Origin of the sequence: Empedobacter sp. GD03865 (assembly GCF_029840775.1) — a bacterium.
In the GTDB taxonomy this organism is placed as follows: domain Bacteria; phylum Bacteroidota; class Bacteroidia; order Flavobacteriales; family Weeksellaceae; genus Empedobacter; species Empedobacter falsenii_B.
The window spans coordinates 1-18741 of sequence record NZ_JAOCDF010000015.1; the positions used below are offsets into that span (position 1 = coordinate 1).

The window sequence follows — 18741 nt, forward strand, 5'->3', positions numbered from 1 at the left end:
AGCCGATAATTGTTACAAAATACGTTTGGCAATAAAGTCGAAAGGTAAAGGTAAAAGCGGCGGAGCAAGAGTAATAACGCATCTTTTTATTGAAAATGAAACGATTTATCTACTTTCTCTTTACGATAAAAGTGAGCAAAATTCTATCTCCGATAAAGAAATAAAGGATTTACTAAAACTTATAAAATAACAAAAGGCAAACAATCGTTTGCCTTTTGATTTATTGTGAATGTTGTTTTTTTAACAACACATCTGGAACAGTACCACACATTTGGAACAGTATCTTTTCCTATTCAAGAATAGGAAAATCTTTTCTATATGATAAAGTCCATTTATTAGAATAATTATAAAGTCCTAGAATACTATAATTTTTATCTAATATAGTTTCTAAACAATCTGTATCTGTTTTAATTTTTAGTATCTGTATATCATTATTTACTTTATACGAATAATGATAAATTATAGGTTCTGAAATTGGAGAAGTTTCAATTAAAGTATCTATTATGACTTCGTCATTAATCATAAGTTTAATGTTACTATTAAAGCCAGTGTCAAGATATAGGGTTAAGTCTTTTTGACTTTTTGAAAATAGTTTTTTTTCTTTAAATATTTCAATCTGTTTTCCATTTTTACATAAATTCATCTCAACTAATTTGCTTGAATTACATGATGTTATTGAAATAATTGATAATATAATTAAAATATAAAAATTCATTTTATTTACCTGTATTTTTATTTATTGTTTCTTCAATAGTTTTCATTTGTCCAGGAGTTAATGCTGTTCCAGAGGTATTTCTTAAAGTTGAATTAGGATTGCCATCAGAATTCATAAGATTTTTTCGAATAGTATTATTTTTTATATCTCCTGTCTTTTGGTCTATATCACTTGAAACAGGAGCATTTGCTTCCCATGGATGGGTAAGACCCGCTGAATGACCTATTTCATGTTGCGCTGTCTTAGAAATTCCTGATGCAGAACGACTATTTCCACTACTGTCTTTAGCAGATAATTTCATGTTATTATCCTGAGTATCTCCAAATTTTTCAGTCTTACCATTCAAATATTTAACTTGAGTATTCCCATCTGCATCAGTTCTTGTAGCAGGTCTTTGAATTTGATCTACAATTTCAATAGTGTAATCTGATGTTGATGTTGTAGAAATATCATAAGTCATAGATGCAGTATACCCTTCTACCTGCGAATAAATTTCGTTAAAATCTTTTTGTATAGTTTGCGCAATTTTATTGATCTTTTTATCACTTAATCCTGCGGAATTAACTATTTGAATTTTCACATTATAGTGAATTTTATCTCCTTCAATTGAACTAGACCATTCAAGACCTTCTAATTCTCTACCATCAATCACACGGTTCTCTGCAAAATTGTAAGGTGATTGATAAGAGTATTGCTCTGCCAATGGGTCTACGTTGAAGAATCTACCGATTTCTGGCATGTAATTTCTCCATTTGAAGCTATCCCAATTAAGACCTAATTCTTCTTGTCTCTCTTGTCCTTGGTATTTGTACTTATAGTTAGCATTTGCAAGATTGGTATTGTTGTATCCACTATGTTTTAACCCAAATGGATAATAATTGTTTTCTTCTAAAACAAACTCAAAGAACTTATGTCGATAAATTTAAAAAATTATACGTTAAAAATCTAGCTACTTTATAAAATAACAAAAGGCAAACAAACGTTTGCCTTTTGCTTTATTGAGAATGTTGGGTTGTTTTCCGGCAACACATCTGATACACTACCATTATTTTGATTTTAGTAATTCAACACTATATACAAACGATACAAAGCTAATTGTTATATAAATTAACAAATATAGGTAACCTATAAAAGAGGATTGAAAATTATAAACTTCATACTGCTTTTTTCTTATATAGTTATTTATAATTAAGAATAATCCTAAACAAAATAAAATAACTGGAATAATATAATTTTTATTAGGATAATGATTCTTCATTAGAATATAATTTATTAATGTTAAAATATTCATCCAAAGCATTATTGTGAAAAATACTGATGTTGTAAATGTTGAAACATCTTGATTACCTACTTTTTTTTGGAATTCAATAAAGTGGAATATGATGTAGTTTAAAATTTTTTTCATTATTGAGTGGGTTTTTCAAATAGATCCTTACCTGATGAATATTCATATATTGCCTTACCTCCAAAATAAATCAAGGAGGCTCCTGCACCAAATGGTCCTAAAAAACCTACACCGCTCATTATCATATCTACAGTAAACTCCGTGCCAGAGATTTGACCTGAGCCATACTGATAAATTGATACAACAGCACCTACTCCAGCTAAAGCATTTCCTGATATTTTAAGAACTTTTGCAGCTGATGCAACTTTTGAAGTTTTGATTGCTGAATTTAAAAGTGATGTTCTATAACTAGGACGAGTATATTCATCTAAAATTGTAAAATTAACTGTAGATTTAGTTTTAAGAGCTTTATCTAAATAAGATGTAGTTTTGGCAATTCCTTGTTCTAAACCTAAAGAAGTCAAATCATAATATTTATTATTTAAAATACCATCAATAAACTCATATTGAGGTATATAACTATTCGTGTTAGATTCTTTTTTATTACTATTTGTCACAGTAGTTTCAGCTAGCTGTATTACTGCACTTACAGTATTTGTTTCAGTATCATAAACATATTCATTATTAGGATCATCAATAAAAGGTTTAAATTCTGGAGTTTTTGGACAAGTAGGGCAAGTTTCAATATTTTGTTCAAATAAGCCAGTTGGATCAGAAAAATAAATTGGATTGTTAAAAGAGAAACGATAAGGAGTCCAATCAGGCATTACTTCAGCAAGTCCATCCTGAGACATAAATCTACCTATTGAAGCATCATAATTTCTGAAGTCCATAGCAGTCCAATTAAGACCTAATTCTTCTTGTAACTCTTTGCCGTTGTATTTGTACTTATAGTTAGTATTTGCAAGATTAGTATTGTTGTATCCCTTATGCTTTAACCCAAACGGATAGTAATTGTTTTCTTCTAATACTTTTAGCGTACCATTTGCTTCTTTTTGGTAACTCAATCGTACATTTCCAAGATGATCAGTGTAATTGTAAACATAATTAAAAGTTGTACCTCCAGTTACATTCACATACCCCTCAGCTGTTGGAAAAAACTGTAAACTGTTATTTACGTACTGAAAACCTCCTAAATAATCGGTTGTGGTTACTGTAGCTCCATCTGTTACGACTTTTCTTAACTTAACTCCACTTGCATCGTACGTGTAATTAATCTTTTTAGATGCATTCCAAAGAACTTCTGTTGGTAAATTTAAGTAATTATAACTAATTTTTGTTATTCCTTTGTTTAAATCTTTGGTAAGATTACCATTAAGATCATATTTGTAATCATTTTTAGGATCTTCAATTGTTGTTCCGCTGTATTTATTCTTATCAGCGAAACCATCTTCTGTTCTGTTGTCAGAAACATTAAGAAGTTTATTCGAATTAGCTTGATAATCGTATGTTAAATCATCGATTGTAAATAGATTATTGTTCAATAAGTTTCCATTACGTGTAAAACCTTTTATATTCCCATTATAATCGTAGCCTTTTACATATTCATTATAAGCACCAACATTGGTAGAACCTCCTATAAAACCAGTTTGTATTACAGCAAAATCTGCCGTTAACAGTCGATTTAATCCATCATAATCAAATCTATAGGTTTTATATGAATCTTGTTCATTGGTTTTCCAAGAAACTCCAGATATATTTCCATTGAAATGAGAACCGTAGTTGATATTAAATGAAAATAATTTTGGTCTAATAGCTTGTTCTACATCGTTTATATCTGTTAACCAACCTCTAATATTATACTTATAATCTACCGTTTGTAATGGATTAGAAGCAACCGTGTTTCCAACTTTCTTACTCGTCAACTGATTGATTTCGTTGTACGAATTTTGAACAATGTATTCTATTGCACCATTATTAATTTGGTGTGTTTGATACTTTAATAATTCATTCTCATAATATTCAAAACCTTCATTGATTGTTATTTCTGCTCCTATATCCGTTGGTTTGTGCTTGGTAACTGTATGCTTAACCTTTCCTCTAAAATCTAAAATAGATGCGGTTGTTTGATATCCTTTCAAATAATTATCTAAGTGAGAAGCTACTGGACGAATATATTTCGAATCATAATATGTATACGCTTTGTTCCACGTTGCAGTACCTAATACATTGGTATAACTTGCAACAGCTAAACCTTTGGTTTTTGTATCATCAACCCCAACAACTTTTTGATTATCTATAGACGAAGGTGTAACACCTAAATTTTGATAATGATCGTAATAATTAACAGATTGAACGGTTAAGCTTCCGTTAGGAAATTGCGCATTGGTATAGAAAATATTTTGTCCATTATTAGCAAATACAGTTGGTACTCTTTCTTCATTATTAGCCGTTTTTTTATTGTTCAAAGCGGTTTGCATTGAACCTCGTGTCGCTGTATTTTTAAAGAAACCTGAATACACCATTCTTCCAAATTTATCGTATTTAAAGAAAGTCCATCCTTTTTCAACTGCCGTTCGTTGATTGATATCTTGTTGTAAGGTTAAACGATCTTGGTTATCATACACCATAAATTCACGTCCTTTTCCAGGAAGTTGTTTTTCAACTAACCTGTTCTTTTCATCATAAAAATATTGATAACCTAATTCGGCAAGATTATTTCTGTAAGAATTGATATTTCCATAATCGGTATTTATTAATTGTGGTGGAAGAACAAAGGTTAAATTACCATAAATATCGTACACGTAATACGTATCATGATTACCAGACGAATTTAAAGGAGCTACTGTTTTTGATTCGATGTGAATTCTTTTCAGAACAACTCTCCCTTCTTTGTCTTTAAATTCCTCAATAGGTTGACCATTCTCATCTGTTGTAATCGTTTTATATAAAGCTCCTCCTGAATATGTTATAGAATTACTTAACGTTAAAGTTGGATTGGTAGTAGGATCTGCTACGCCAAAATTAAAAACTTCTCCATCTGAATTTGTTGCATATTGAAATCCTATCTCATGACCTGCTCCTTTCATCCAGTCTCTTCCTGGAGCAGCCTGAAATAACACTCGGTTTAAAGGTGAATTCTCAAATGTTTTTTCTGAATAAGGAATATAGTCTCCTGTCGTTTCTAAGTAAAAAGTATCTCCTGTTGCTCCAGTATTTAGTTGATTACTTGCTCCAGAAATAGGAAAAGGCAAATATTCTTTGGCTTGACGCCCAAAACCATCATATTCAAATGGTGTTACAATCGTATTACCTGTAGGTGAAGCACCTACTTGCAAGGCTTGTTTTTCACGTCCTAGACCATCAAAATAAACAACAGTTTCTTTCTTTTCAGAACAATCGGCTTTTAAACATTCGACTGTTTTAATGTAATTCTCCGTAGAGGTTTGTGCATATACACTACCACTTCCTAAAGTCAGAAGCGTACCGTATATAAAATTTTTATAAAAGTGTTTCATCTCGCTATAGCTTAAGGTTGTTTGTAGTTGTACTCAAAGGTTTTTAATACTTCTTGTTTATCATTTACGATAGATTGCAAACGGTTAGCTGCATCATAGTTGTAATATTCTGTTTGTCCGTTTGGCCCTGTAATACTAGTGACACCAACAAGAGGTTGATAGATATAAGAAGTGATCATAGCTTGAGGTAATGCTGTTCGTAAACTAGCAAAAGAATCTTTCGTTAAAGTACCATTGTTGCTTGCTATTTCTAAATTTTGAATAAAACTACTAACCTCTGATAAAGAAGCTCCTTCTATTTTAGCGATAGGATATTGACCGCCATATCCCCAAATAATAGAAACAGGAATTCCATTTTCTAAAGTATATTGTGTAAGATTACCTTTAGCATCATAACTGGTGTAAGTTATTTTTCGGTCGGCTGTAGTTTTAATATTGACACCATTTCCTTTCTTTTGATGAACAGCAGCTTTCTGAACGATTCCATTGAATAAATTATATTGATTATGAACTTCAGAAATATATACGCCATCAACACTTTGTTTGACAACAACTGGCTCTGCAATGCGGTTAGCATCGGTTAGTTCTTTCATGTAATCTTCTTGTCCAACTAAATCAGGTGGATATTGGTATTCCGTAGTTAATGTTTCGTTTTTGCTGTTTTTGGTTGTTACACTTGCTGGATACAAATGTTTATAAGTAGGTGAATAGTGATTTTCTGTTGTTATCACTATACTATCATTTGGAAAAAAATCAGTTGTTGTTGTTCTAATATTTTGTATCCATGCATTATCTATTGAAAAAGGAGCATATTCAAATTTAGCAAAAACAAAACCATTCTCATCTTGTACTTTTGTAATATCTAAACCATATTCTATTCCAGAATGATTTGGAAGTGCACTTGATGAAAATCTATTTAAAAATCTATCTTCATTGTAATCAAATATAGTTTTTTTTACTATTGTATTCTCATTATCTTTTAAAACCTCCTCTTTAACTTTTCCTTGTAAAAAAGCTTCATTACATATAGGATATATAAAATTTGATGTTCCATAACCATCAAAACGCGTAGAACATCCGCTATTATTATACATTGTCAGTTTTGTGTAATTTTCACTTTCCTTTTTTAAATTTTTATACGTTTCAGTTACGTATTTATATAATACAGATTTTCCATTTATTGTATTAATTTGCCACCCAGGATTGTTTGTTATTATCCTTTGTTTTCCAGCTAATTTAGTATCTCCTTTAGTAAAATTTGAGGTATAAAAAGTTCTGAATTGATTTTCACCATATAAGGTTCCACTTTCTTTTGTTGTTTCTGGAATCGCATAAGTATAATCTCTAGTAATCGTATTATTATTGTTATCATCAAGAGTAATGTTTTTAACTCTTATAGTTCCTATAGATTCATTATGTTCAGGTACAATAAAAGTTTCTCTTTCAATCCATGATAATGTTGCGTAACAATCAATAGATTTTTCAGTTAAATGATCATAACCTTTTTCAATAGACATTTTAAAACTTTTACCTTCAATATCTGATGCTTTGTAAGGCGTTCCATTTCCCAATGTATATTGATAAGGATTTTTTATTATGTTTTGATTAGTAGATTTATTTAGAACGGATAAATAACAATTTCCAACTGTTTCTACTCCTGAACCATTATCATTATCTCCTGTGAAATTTAGTTTAACATCATATATTCGTATATTATTTCCTTTTCTCGCCTCAAAATCTAAATAATCATATGTAGACCTAGTATTATAAGTTTTTTCTACATGATAAATAATAGAATCAACACTTTCTTTCTTAAAATATTGATCAGCTTCATATTTAATAGTTAAACTTCCTTTTGTTGGGTATATAATCTTTTTTAGATTTCCTATGATTCCATATTCAAGATTAGGTTTTTTATCAGCTCCTCCATAAAAAGATGTATTCCCTTTAAAGTTAGTTATGGTAGCTGCTGGGATAGAAGACATCTGTCCGCTTTTACCATTATAAACCCCCCAATAATCTTGCGCAAAAGAGAAACGATTAATTAATGGTTTTTCTTCATAATATTCTAATCTATATTTTTGATTAGAAAATATCTCTTCAATCTCTTCTAATTTTAATCGTTTATCAATACCTTTAATTAATCTACTATCAATTAAGTTCATTTGCCTTGTTAAATCTTGATGAATATCAAGCGAAGGAGAAACAAAATAATTTGCGGTTTGGTTTAACTTAAATTTTTTAATAGGTTTACCATTATAGTCTATTACAATAATTTCTTCTAAAAAAACTTCTCCTGGTAAATCTTGTCGTTCTTTTTTACTATTATTTACATTATAATTAAATTCAATTGCATTATTCTCATACTTTATCCTTTTTAATACAGGTTCATTTGAAGATGAATAATACAAGCAAAAAGGCGATATATTAGGACCTGAACCTTGCGAATCATCATTAAAATAATTAACTGCTTTTATTTCATCAACTTTTTTTTGTTCTGAAAAACCAGTAGCAAACATGGTATGCGCAGGATGTTCATATTCATATTTAATTATTTTTTTATTTTTGGTTAAAATTTTTTCTAATATATATGTAGAATTTGAAGCTTCGGCCAAAACTGAGGCACAAGTGTTATAGTTATAACTTGACATTGGACTTGAAAAGAAAAATTCATTTCCTTGATCATCTATAATTATTATTGTACCATCTTGCTTTTTAATTTCAATAGGATAATATGGGATAGTAATTCCTTTTGAATTTTTAGAATCAATAATAAATTTCCCTGAATAGTTTCCAATACTATAAGAATAAATATCTGGTTTATATTCTTCTATTGGTTCCATCCCATTTCCTACTGCGGCCATTGCAATCTGATAAGAAGGATTGTCTGCACTTGTAACATCATTAGGATAAAATGTTCCTGGATCAAATATTTCTCTTGTATTATAGTAATCTTTGGCTCCTACAACTTGCATTGTCAATGATGGACCTGCATTAAGATTCCAACCTAAACCTACTCTTGAAGCTATTTCATCTACTTTAACACCTGCTGTTGAGTAATCTAACTGTATAGGTATAGTTAATCCATCAACCTGAATTGTGTAAATAGGGATATTAAAGTTTGCTACACCTGTATAACTACCTGCAGGAATATCAACGAATTTTGCAAATGCATATGCTTCAGGTGTTTTAGGATATAAATCTATATTATAATTATTACTATTTTCTCCTATACTCACCTGTCCAAAAACATTTCCTACAGCTAATAAAATAAATAGCACTATTTTTTTCTTCATAATTACTTTTTAATAATTTTAATAGATTCGGTTTGGTTGTCGGTTTTGATTTTTAGGATGTAAACACCAGCTGGATAATTCCCTAACGAAATTGGTGTTGAACGATACTTCACCTCTTTAGTTTGCAAATGTTGACCGGTTAAATTATAAACTTCAATTATTGCTTTTTCAAACTCTTTGTTGATTAAAACATTTACAAAATCACGTGTAGGATTTGGGTAAGTTTCAACGTATACTCGTTTGATATCATCTTCTTCTTTTCCGAGTTTCACTAAATAAAAATCCGATTGACCTTTGTTTCCTTTAGCTTGTTGAGTAGAATTTCCAAATAGAATGATTGAGCCATCACGAGTGGTGATTGCTTTTTCGAGATAATTGAATCCCTCTTCTCCAAACTGTTTGTTCCAAACCTTTGAACCATTTTCATCAAAAGATTGAGTGATGTAATAACTCTCGATAGAATGATTGTTACTTTTTAATTGCCCTAACGTAGAGATTTTATTCGCTGTTAGAAGAAATTTATTATCAATTAATTTGATTTCTGTAATAGTCAAATCATTATCTATTTCTAATTCGGTTGTTTTTTGAGTTTGAAAAGTAAAATCGGTTTGAATAACCTTTGGGTTTAACTTATTTTCAGCCTTTTCTAGAATAGAAAACAAATAACCATTTTCATGTTCTTGAAATGAAATCAACTGATTTTCTGAATTTAAATTTAAATTCTGTTCAGAGATTATTTCTCCTTTTTGAGTAATCTGAACTATCCAAGCTCCATTAGAAGTTTGATCTATCGTTTTATTTCCACTTATAGGAGAGTTCGAATTGCCAACTAAAACAAAACCGTCTTTCGTTTCTATAACCGATTTGATTTTATCATCAAATGATCCACCATACGTTTTTTCCCAAAGGATTTCTCCTTTTTCATTTAGTTTGATGATGTAATAATCGTTTCCTCCAAAATTCTCGCTCTTTTTGTACTGAGAAGGTGTTGAGTTAGAATTAGCAGCTATTAAATATCCTTTATCTTTTGTTCGAATAATTTCTACAGGAATGTCATTCCCATTTCCGCCAAAAGAATTTTGCCATTGTGTTTTTCCTTGTGCATCAATTTTTATCACCCAAATATCTTCAGCTCCTTGATTATCACTTGTTTTATCTCCTGATTTAGAAGAAGTAGAAGCTCCAGCTAAAATGTATCCACCATCAGCAGTAGGTTTAGCCGAATACAAGAAATCAGAACCGTTTCCACCAAAAGAATTTTGCCATTCTTGCTTCCCATTTTCATCCATTTTCCAGATAAAATAATCTAAACTACCTTGGTTTTTCTTTTGTATATCACCTGTTGCATCAGAAGCAGAACTACCCAAGATCAAAAAGCCATAATCAGGAGTAGGAATAGCATTGTAAAGATATTCTGCAAATTCACCTCCTATAAATTTCTCCCACATCACATCTTGTTGTGCTGATAGTCCATACATAGAAAATAAACAGAATACCGACAGTAGAGTTTTTCTCATATATGTTAGTGTTAATTAGTAATCGAATATACTCCTTTTTTTGTAAATGATTGATATTTAACAAAAAATAATATTCTGCTATAGTAACTACGTTTAAAAGAATTGCACGCCAAAAAACATTAAAATAAAAAAGGAGCTATTAATTAGCTCCTTTTTTATTTTGGAAAGTTTTTTTGCTAATTATTATTTAACAAATTAATATGCTTTTGCATATAAAACTCTGTATTTTGCAGGTTTTCCAGAGAAAACGTCAACACCTTCTGTAGGCGTTTCAAAAGCTTGAGGAATACAACGAATTGTTGCTTTCGTCGCATTTTTTATAGCTTCTTCTGTTTCTTCTGTTCCGTCCCATAAAGCTGAAACAAAACCACCTTTATTTTCGATAATATCTTTGAATTCTTCAAAAGTTGTTGTCTCTGTTGTGTGAGTATCTCTAAAATCTGACGCTTTTTGGAATAAATTAGTTTGAATATCTTCTAACAATTTTTCCACCTCAGTTGACACATCATCCAATGCAATAAATTGCTTTTCTAATGTATCGCGGCGAGCAACCTCAACATGACCTTTTTCTAAATCTTTTGGTCCAATTGCAATACGAACAGGAACACCTTTCAATTCGTATTCAGCAAATTTCCAACCTGGTTTCGTTTTATCATCATCATCAAATTTGATCGAAATTCCTTTTGCTTTCAATTCAGACGAAAATTTATCCACCACTTGACGAATTTCTTCTAATTGTTCTTCTGTTTTATAAATTGGAACAACAACAACCTGAATTGGTGCTAATTTTGGAGGTAATACTAATCCTAAATCGTCAGAATGCGTCATAATTAATGCACCCATCAAACGAGTAGAAACTCCCCAAGAAGTTGCCCAAACATATTCTTGTTTTCCTTCTTTACTTGCGAATTTTACATCAAAAGCTTTTGCGAAGTTTTGCCCTAAAAAGTGAGAAGTTCCCGCTTGTAAAGCTTTACCATCTTGCATCAACGCTTCGATTGTATAGGTATCATCAGCACCCGCAAAACGCTCAGAATCTGACTTTCTTCCTTTTACAACTGGAATTGCCATAAAATTCTCTACAACATCCGCATATACTTCTTGCATTTGTTGCGCTTCCGCAATTGCTTCTTCTTTTGTTTCGTGAGCTGTATGCCCTTCTTGCCATAAAAACTCGGCAGTTCTCAAAAACAAACGCGTACGCATTTCCCAACGCACAACATTTGCCCATTGATTAATCAAAATTGGTAAATCGCGGTACGACTGAATCCAACCTTTGTATGTACTCCAAATAATTGCTTCTGAAGTTGGACGAACAATTAATTCTTCTTCTAATTTTGCTTCTGGATCTACAATCAACTTTCCTTTGTTATCAGGATCATTTTTCAATCGATAATGCGTTACAACCGCACACTCTTTTGCAAAACCTTCTGCGTTTTTTTCTTCGGCTTCGAATAAACTTTTAGGAACAAATAAGGGGAAATAAGCATTTTGATGACCTGTTTCTTTAAATCTTTTGTCTAATTCTGCTTGTAGTTTTTCCCAAATAGCATAGCCATATGGTTTGATCACCATACACCCTCTAACCTTCGAATTCTCAGCTAAATTTGCTTTTACAACAAGCTCATTGTACCACTTAGAATAATCCTCAGCACGAGTTGTTAATTTTGCCATAATCTTTTATATTTGTTGATAAGTTTCGTATCTTTACTTGGCATAAAAATTGCCTTTAAATTTATGCAAATTTAATTATTACAAACGATGTAAATTTATAATTATGAACAAAGTTTATAAAATTTCTAATAAAATTTCTGCAACTACATTAATTCTTGTGGCTGCATTAGGAATTTCATCTTGTTCGACTTATCAACCAAGTGGTTACGAAAGCGACGGAGTTTACTATAATCCGAAAACAGATAAAACCTATCAACAAGCTCAACTACAACATGGTAACGAGCAAGGAGAACAAGAAAATAAAGGGGAAATAAAAATTGGTAGTCCATACTTCGATGCAGAAGGAAATGGTGCTGAACAATTTTATTACCAAGATGATGTTGATAGCACAAATGATAATACTCAATCTAAATCAGCAACCAAAGTTAAAATTAACGGATATGGTTTAGGTGGTTACAATTATTTTGGAAACAACGACTATACATTAACTTATAACGGATCGAGTAATTATAACTGGGGACGTAATGATGGTGTAGAAATTAATATCTGGAACAACTATCCTTGGTACAGCTACGGATGGGGAGGTTTCTATAATCCATATCATTGGGGATATTACAATCCTTGGTACAGCTACGGATGGGGAGGTTTCTATAATCCATATCATTGGGGATATTACAATCCTTGGTATGGTGGATATTACGGAGGTTACTACGGATGGAACAATTGGTACGGATATCCTGGTTATTATGGATATGGATATGGATACAATCGTCCAAGAGGAATTTATTCTCAACCAGGTTACAGAAATGGTGGTCGTTTAAATAACACGATTAATTCTACTCGTCCTGTTGGAAGTTTAAATGGTAGAAACAACCAAATCTCTACAGGTTTAAGACCAACTCGTGATAATACAATTAACAATACAACACGTCCAACTCGTGAAGTAAGACCGACACAAACACAACAGCCTACTTACAACACAAGACCGACTCGCGAAGCTCAACAATACCAACAACCAACGAGAAGCTATGAAAGAACAAATAGCATGAACAATTCTCGCCCATCATATTCTACACCTTCTCCAAGTAGAGGTAGTAGTATGAGTAGCGGAAGCATGGGAGGTGGTTCTCGCGGAAGTAGCACAGGAGGAGGCTCTCGTGGTGGTGGAAGAAGATAACTAGATTTAGATCATATAAAAATGAAAAAAATATTATTAAGCCTTTGTACCTTAGCTGGTACATTGGCTTTTGCACAACAGAACAAAGGATACGAAACTCAGTATTCTACAAATGCTATAAATTTATATTCGCAAGATATTAACAGCGGAAATGCTAAATATATTGGTGTTGGTGGAGCTGTTGGTGCATTAGGAAGTGACATTACTTCTGTCGAGCAAAACCCTGCTGGATTAGGAGTAGCAATTAACTCTGATGTCCAAGTAACAGCTGGTGTTTCTACTTTTAGCAACAAAACTAATTTCGGAACAAATATCAAAGAATCTGAAAGCAATTTTGATTTCCAACAATTTGGAGGAACATTTGTTTTTGCAAATGAAGCTTCAAAATGGAATCGTTTTACAGTTGGTGTCGCTTATCTTAATCAGCGTTTAGACAATTATTCATCAATTGGAACAAATGAAGGTATTAAATTTGCTGATCCAGACGGAACTTTCAATGGTTACATCAAAGATATTGATGGATACAAATCTAAATTCTCTGTTAATTTAGGAACAAGTTATGATGACAAAATTTATTTGGGGTTTGGATTAAACTTCCACGAAACTAACTATTCGGGTTACGAACAATATGCAGAGCGTGATGACGAGAATGGAAAAACCTACGTATACAATGCAGATGGAGCTCCATATAGTGAAATTGGGCAAGGATTTTCTTTCTCTTTAGGTGCTATTTACAAAGTGAATCACAATGTACGTTTAGGTGCGGCTTATCATTCTCCAGTTTGGTACAATGTTTCGGAAGATTATTATGCAGCAAACTTCATCAATAACGGAACTGCTGTAGTTTCTTATTATATGTATTCTTCTGATTATGATATGACTCGTGGTGGACGTCTTGTAGGAAGTTTAGGTTTTGTTGTGGGTAAAAATTTATCTCTGGGTGCTGATTATACCTATCACATGAACAATGATACAAAATTAAAACCATCACAATATTTTAATTCTTCTAATAATTTCATCAATGATTTTGTAAAAAATTCAAGTGAAGTTAGAGTTGGTGCGGAATACCGTGTAGATCGTTTCAAAGTAAGAGCTGGTTATAATTATATAACTTCTCCTTACAAAGATTTTACAATGGATATTGCAAACGAAAATAATGTTGTAACAAACGCTGCTGTTTTATCGAAAGCATTTCAAGGAGATATTAATCGTGCAAGTTTTGGTTTAGGATATGATTTTGGCGGATTCTATATAGATGCAGCTTATCAGTATCAAACTCAAAAATATCAACAATTGATTGGTGGAACAGATTATATTAATACTAATAATGAATTTGTTTCTTTACCTAACACTTACGCTCCAAAAGTTAAATTAAACAACAATTTATTCTTATTGACATTAGGTTGGCAATTCTAATAAAGAAAATAGATATAAAAAATCGGATGAAATTCATCCGATTTTTTTGTAGTACTAAATATTAACTTATCATAGTTTTAAACAAAAACTATTAGTTTATTCTTTTGATAGAAGACATTCCAGAAGTGCTCACTTTCGTTTTCAAACCATTTTCGTCTACATAACGAACAGAACTCGCTCCAGAACTATCAGCAGTCAAATTATTCACAGCCCAAACTGTTGTAGAACTTGCTCCTGAACAATCAACAACTACATTCGCAGCTTTCAATTCTTTTCCAACAAATGAAGAAGCTCCCGAAACTGAAATGTTTAAATCCTGTACATTTCCAGAAATTTTCATACTTGATGCACCAGAATTATCAACCGAAATAGAATTAGAAACTACATCTAATTTCAAATTACTTGCTCCTGATAAATCAACCGCCATTTTTTCTACTTTTTGTGTTGGTAAAACGGTTACATTCGTTGCACCAGAAAGATTAAATGAACGTAATTTTTGATGAGGGAATTTAATTTTAATAGAAGAATTTTTCAAGTTTATGGTTCCATTAATTTTCATCACCAAAACACCATTTTTCACTTCAGTCGTGATTCTATTCATAATATTATCTGGCGCTTCAACCGAAATTTGACCATTATAATTACCATCCTCGACTGTAACACTTATTGCGCTACTTACGTCAATTCCTTCAAAAGAAGCAACTTTACGCGTTTCCGTTACTGTATTACTACTCGCTTCTACTCGATCTAAATAATTAGAAGCTGGTGATTTAGAATTTAAATCGACCGAACAACTCGCAAATCCTAACGAACTGAATATTAAAATTGGAAGAAAAATGTATTTCATATAGATGTCTTTTATTATATAGACGCATTAACTTCTAAAAAGTTACAAAAAATATTCACTTTATTTATCATTCTAAATCAATCCGTCATAAATATTTAGTAATTTCGCTAACTATGAAAATCATCAGTTACAATGTAAATGGAATTCGCGCTGCGATGACGAAAGGTTTGGTTGAATGGTTAGAGGCTGCACAACCAGATGTTTTATGTATTCAAGAAACAAAAGCAATGCAAGAACAAGTGGACACAAAACCGTTTGAGGAATTGGGTTATCACATTTATTGGCATGCAGCAGAGAAAAAAGGATACAGCGGAGTGGCTATTTTCTCGAAAATAAAACCAAATCATGTACAAATAGGAACTGGAATAGATTATATTGACAGAGAAGGTCGCGTTTTGCGACTTGATTTTGACAATGTTTCGGTAATTAGTTTGTATTTGCCAAGTGGAACAAATATTGATCGATTAGACTTTAAATTACAATTTTGCGAAGATTTTAAAGATTATATCAAAGAACTTAAAATCTCTCATCCAAACATTGTAATTTGTGGCGATTATAACATTTGTCACGAAGCAATTGATATTCACGATCCTGTTCGTAATGCAAAAGTTTCTGGTTTTTTACCTGTCGAAAGAGAATGGATGACTGCTTTTCTTGATGAATGTAATATGATTGATTCTTTTCGTTATTTTGTAAAAGAACCTCATCATTATTCGTGGTGGTCTTACCGTGCAAATGCGCGCAATAATAACAAAGGTTGGAGAATCGATTACAATATGGTGAGTAATACATTAGAAAAAAATATGACGCGTGCCACGATTTTACCAGAAGCAAAGCACTCAGATCATTGTCCTGTTTTATTAGAATTAGACGTTTAAGATTATATAAATGAAAAAAATTGTACTTTGTTGTTTAACACTTTTTGCAATTGCAAGTTGCGTTCCTCAGAAACAACACCAAGAATTGGAAGCTAATTATTACAGAGCTTTAGACGATCAATCAAATACATCTAAAGATTTGACATTAGCTAATTTGAAAATCGAAACTCTTGAAAAAGATTTAGCAAAAGCTAAAAGCGAATTATACATTAAAGATACAGCTTTGACAAATGCACAAGCTATGATTAGAATGGCTCAAAAAGAACATGATACTAATTTGCAAGAATTGTATTCTGCATTGAATAGTTCTGGAGAAAAATCAAAACTTTTCTATACTCAATTAAACGAAAAAGAAAAGCAAGTTGCAGAATTAACGCAAAAAGTAAAAGATTTAGATGCTAAGATTGATCAAAAAGATACAGAAATCTTCAATCTAAAAAGACAAATCTTAACACAAGAGATTAACCAAAAGGTTTCGGAAGCAACAGCTACGCCTCCTAAAACAACAACTCCAGCAAAACCAAAAACAACAACAAAAAAGTAAATATAAAAGTCTTATCATAATTGGTAAGACTTTTTTTATTCTTTAAATCGAAGTAACTTTGCAAGAACTAAAAAGTTTTAATGAAAGTTATTTGCGAAACAAAAAGTTTGGTATTACGAGAGTTTTTCGAAATTGATGCATTCGAATTATTTCAATTAAATTCTGACAAAGAATTGATGAAAATTGTCAACGAAAAACCATATAAATCTGAAGACGAAGCGAAGTTTTTTATCGAAAATATGGAGAAACATTACCAAGAACATGGTTTTGGTCTTTGGGGTGTTCACGAGAAAAAAAGCGGACGATTTGTTGGTTGGGGAGGTTTGCGTCAAACAAAATACGGTGCAGTTATCAACATTCGTCTGAAACGCAAATTTCAGAACAAAGGTTACGGAACAGAAGTTTTGAATGCGATTGTAGATTATGCAAAAAATGAATTGAAATTAGATAAAATTGCTGCAAAAGCAAATGCAAATCAACCCGAAACGTTGAAACTTTTACAAAAATCTAAACTTCAACAATCAGAAGAAAATGAGTTAATTTTTAAAATATAATACACCTTTTACTTAACATAAAAGGTGTTATAAGTTTTTTATTAAAAATAGTAACCAATTCTTAAATGTAAGTTTACAGCAACATCACTGGATATACTAACTTAGTTGGGAGTAAAAGTTAAGCATAAAACCTTAATTTTAATATATGAAAAGAATCCGTAAAATTTATCCAAGCGATTTTAAACTCCAAGCGGTTGAATTAAGTTTTGAGCGAAAAAACATATCAGAATTAGCCAGAGAATTGGGTATAACAGTTAGTTTACTATATAAATGGCGCAAAGAATATGCTGAATTTGGTACAGGAAGTTTTCCAGGTAAAGGAAATCTTAAACTCACTGCAGAGCAGGAAAAAATTCACGATTTAGAGCGAAAACTGAAGGATGCTGAACTTGAACGAGACATCCTAAAAAAGGCGATCAGCATTTTTTCCAAGAGCGGTCGTTGAAATATCAATTCATCAAAAATCATGAAATTATTTATCCGATTGAAAAAATGTGTAAAGTTTTAAAAATCAGTCAAAGCAGTTATTTTAGATGGAAAAAGTGTCCGTTTTCTGTTAGATTTCATAAAAAAGAAGAGCTGAAACAACGTATTTTAATGATTTATTTTGATTCAAAGCAACGTTACGGTAGTCCAAGAATTACAGCAGAATTAAATAATTTAGGATTTAAAATATCTCGAATTACAGTTTCAAAATACATGAGAGAACTTGGAATTAGAAGTAAATTGAGCAAGAAATTTAAAATCACAACAGATTCTAAACATAATTATTTGGTTGTAGAAAATATTCTTGATAGAGATTTCGAAAGCACTAAACCTGCCCAAAAATGGGTTTCTGACATCACTTACATCAGAACAATTGAAGGATTTTTGTATTTAACAATTGTTCTTGATTTGTACGATCGCAAGGTTATTGGTTGGAGTTTGTACGATGAAATGAGCACTGAAAAAACAAGTTTATCAGCCTGGAAAGTCGCTTTAGCAAACAGAAAGATAGAAAAAGGATTGATTTTTCATTCAGATCGAGGAGTTCAATATGCCAACAATAAATTTGCTAATATGCTAGAATCTCATCATGTTATTAGAAGTATGTCGCGTAAAGGAAATTGCTGGGATAACGCTGTGGCAGAGAGTTTCTTTAAAACACTGAAAACAGAATTGATTTATGGAAATAAACTCATAAATAAACAACAAATGGAATTGGAAATATTTCAATACATCGAAATATTTTACAATAAAAAAAGAAGGCATAGTGCCTTAAATTATAAAACGATTGAAGAATTTAATCAACAAAAAATTAGTTATAAAAATGTAGCTTAA

General features: G+C 31.4%; 15 protein-coding genes. 8 read left to right on the top strand and 7 right to left on the bottom strand.

The features are described from left to right. Window positions 1-190, top strand: a 190-nt coding sequence (locus tag N5D46_RS07290; protein ID WP_280049593.1) for a type II toxin-antitoxin system RelE/ParE family toxin, incomplete at its 5' end; no start/stop codon positions are given. A 99-nt stretch (window positions 191-289) separates the two neighbouring features. On the opposite strand, the gene N5D46_RS07295 is transcribed toward N5D46_RS07290, so the two are convergent. The 6 genes from N5D46_RS07295 to proS all read right to left on the bottom strand — a co-directional run bounded on the left by N5D46_RS07295 (window position 290) and on the right by proS (window position 12005). After that, window positions 290-715, bottom strand: coding sequence for a hypothetical protein (locus N5D46_RS07295; protein WP_280049595.1), 426 nt, complete (start codon window positions 713-715; stop codon window positions 290-292). A gap of 1 nt (window position 716) precedes the next feature. Further along, on the bottom strand, window positions 717-1637 hold the full coding sequence (locus N5D46_RS07300) for an RHS repeat-associated core domain-containing protein (protein WP_280049633.1): 921 nt from the start codon (window positions 1635-1637) through the stop codon (window positions 717-719). A 482-nt stretch (window positions 1638-2119) separates the two neighbouring features. Beyond that, window positions 2120-5518 carry a DUF6443 domain-containing protein gene (locus N5D46_RS07305; RefSeq protein ID WP_280045226.1) on the bottom strand — a complete coding sequence of 1133 codons (3399 nt, stop codon included), beginning with the start codon at window positions 5516-5518 and terminating at the stop codon, window positions 2120-2122. Window positions 5519-5529: 11 nt separating this feature from the next. Next, on the bottom strand, window positions 5530-8814 hold the full coding sequence (locus tag N5D46_RS07310; protein WP_180905175.1) for a hypothetical protein: 3285 nt from the start codon (window positions 8812-8814) through the stop codon (window positions 5530-5532). A 2-nt stretch (window positions 8815-8816) separates the two neighbouring features. Continuing rightward, complete coding sequence (locus N5D46_RS07315) at window positions 8817-10331, bottom strand: T9SS type A sorting domain-containing protein (protein ID WP_280049597.1); 1515 nt, start codon at window positions 10329-10331, stop codon at window positions 8817-8819. Window positions 10332-10526: 195 nt separating this feature from the next. Further along, a complete protein-coding gene (gene proS, locus N5D46_RS07320) occupies window positions 10527-12005 on the bottom strand; it encodes a proline--tRNA ligase (protein WP_280049598.1) in 1479 nt (492 codons plus the stop codon). A gap of 103 nt (window positions 12006-12108) precedes the next feature. Between proS and N5D46_RS07325 the strand changes: the two genes are divergently transcribed. Both N5D46_RS07325 and N5D46_RS07330 read left to right on the top strand, forming a co-directional pair. Further along, entirely contained in the window at window positions 12109-13182 is a 1074-nt protein-coding gene (locus N5D46_RS07325; protein WP_280049599.1) for a hypothetical protein, read from the top strand. 21 nt (window positions 13183-13203) lie between these two features. After that, window positions 13204-14598 carry a hypothetical protein gene (locus N5D46_RS07330; protein ID WP_280049601.1) on the top strand — a complete coding sequence of 465 codons (1395 nt, stop codon included), beginning with the start codon at window positions 13204-13206 and terminating at the stop codon, window positions 14596-14598. A 91-nt stretch (window positions 14599-14689) separates the two neighbouring features. On the opposite strand, the gene N5D46_RS07335 is transcribed toward N5D46_RS07330, so the two are convergent. Then, window positions 14690-15445: a DUF2807 domain-containing protein gene (locus N5D46_RS07335; RefSeq protein WP_280049603.1), complete on the bottom strand. Its 756-nt coding sequence runs from the start codon at window positions 15443-15445 to the stop codon at window positions 14690-14692. Between the two features lie 113 nt (window positions 15446-15558). Between N5D46_RS07335 and N5D46_RS07340 the strand changes: the two genes are divergently transcribed. The 5 genes from N5D46_RS07340 to N5D46_RS07360 all read left to right on the top strand — a co-directional run bounded on the left by N5D46_RS07340 (window position 15559) and on the right by N5D46_RS07360 (window position 18741). Further along, window positions 15559-16323 carry an exodeoxyribonuclease III gene (locus N5D46_RS07340; protein ID WP_038332724.1) on the top strand — a complete coding sequence of 255 codons (765 nt, stop codon included), beginning with the start codon at window positions 15559-15561 and terminating at the stop codon, window positions 16321-16323. Window positions 16324-16333: 10 nt separating this feature from the next. Beyond that, window positions 16334-16867, top strand: a complete 534-nt coding sequence (locus N5D46_RS07345; RefSeq protein WP_038332722.1) for a hypothetical protein — start codon at window positions 16334-16336, stop codon at window positions 16865-16867. Between the two features lie 80 nt (window positions 16868-16947). Then, on the top strand, window positions 16948-17421 hold the full coding sequence (locus N5D46_RS07350) for a GNAT family N-acetyltransferase (protein WP_280049607.1): 474 nt from the start codon (window positions 16948-16950) through the stop codon (window positions 17419-17421). A 145-nt stretch (window positions 17422-17566) separates the two neighbouring features. Further along, complete coding sequence (locus N5D46_RS07355; RefSeq protein WP_225540518.1) at window positions 17567-17866, top strand: transposase; 300 nt, start codon at window positions 17567-17569, stop codon at window positions 17864-17866. After that, window positions 17863-18741 (top strand): IS3 family transposase, encoded by an 879-nt coding sequence (locus N5D46_RS07360; RefSeq protein WP_280049608.1) that lies wholly within the window; start codon window positions 17863-17865, stop codon window positions 18739-18741. Before N5D46_RS07355 ends, N5D46_RS07360 begins: the two co-directional genes overlap by 4 nt.

What these genes read in the sequence shown, in the direction of transcription:
- N5D46_RS07295 (WP_280049595.1), bottom strand. Translation starts at nt 715, where the DNA reads ATGAATTTTTATATTTTAATTATATTATCAATTATTTCAATAACATCA.
- N5D46_RS07305 (WP_280045226.1), bottom strand. Translation starts at nt 5,518, where the DNA reads ATGAAACACTTTTATAAAAATTTTATATACGGTACGCTTCTGACTTTA.
- N5D46_RS07310 (WP_180905175.1), bottom strand. Translation starts at nt 8,814, where the DNA reads ATGAAGAAAAAAATAGTGCTATTTATTTTATTAGCTGTAGGAAATGTT.
- N5D46_RS07315 (WP_280049597.1), bottom strand. Translation starts at nt 10,331, where the DNA reads ATGAGAAAAACTCTACTGTCGGTATTCTGTTTATTTTCTATGTATGGA.
- proS (WP_280049598.1), bottom strand. Translation starts at nt 12,005, where the DNA reads ATGGCAAAATTAACAACTCGTGCTGAGGATTATTCTAAGTGGTACAAT.
- N5D46_RS07325 (WP_280049599.1), top strand. Translation starts at nt 12,109, where the DNA reads ATGAACAAAGTTTATAAAATTTCTAATAAAATTTCTGCAACTACATTA.
- N5D46_RS07330 (WP_280049601.1), top strand. Translation starts at nt 13,204, where the DNA reads ATGAAAAAAATATTATTAAGCCTTTGTACCTTAGCTGGTACATTGGCT.
- N5D46_RS07335 (WP_280049603.1), bottom strand. Translation starts at nt 15,445, where the DNA reads ATGAAATACATTTTTCTTCCAATTTTAATATTCAGTTCGTTAGGATTT.
- N5D46_RS07340 (WP_038332724.1), top strand. Translation starts at nt 15,559, where the DNA reads ATGAAAATCATCAGTTACAATGTAAATGGAATTCGCGCTGCGATGACG.
- N5D46_RS07345 (WP_038332722.1), top strand. Translation starts at nt 16,334, where the DNA reads ATGAAAAAAATTGTACTTTGTTGTTTAACACTTTTTGCAATTGCAAGT.
- N5D46_RS07350 (WP_280049607.1), top strand. Translation starts at nt 16,948, where the DNA reads ATGAAAGTTATTTGCGAAACAAAAAGTTTGGTATTACGAGAGTTTTTC.
- N5D46_RS07355 (WP_225540518.1), top strand. Translation starts at nt 17,567, where the DNA reads ATGAAAAGAATCCGTAAAATTTATCCAAGCGATTTTAAACTCCAAGCG.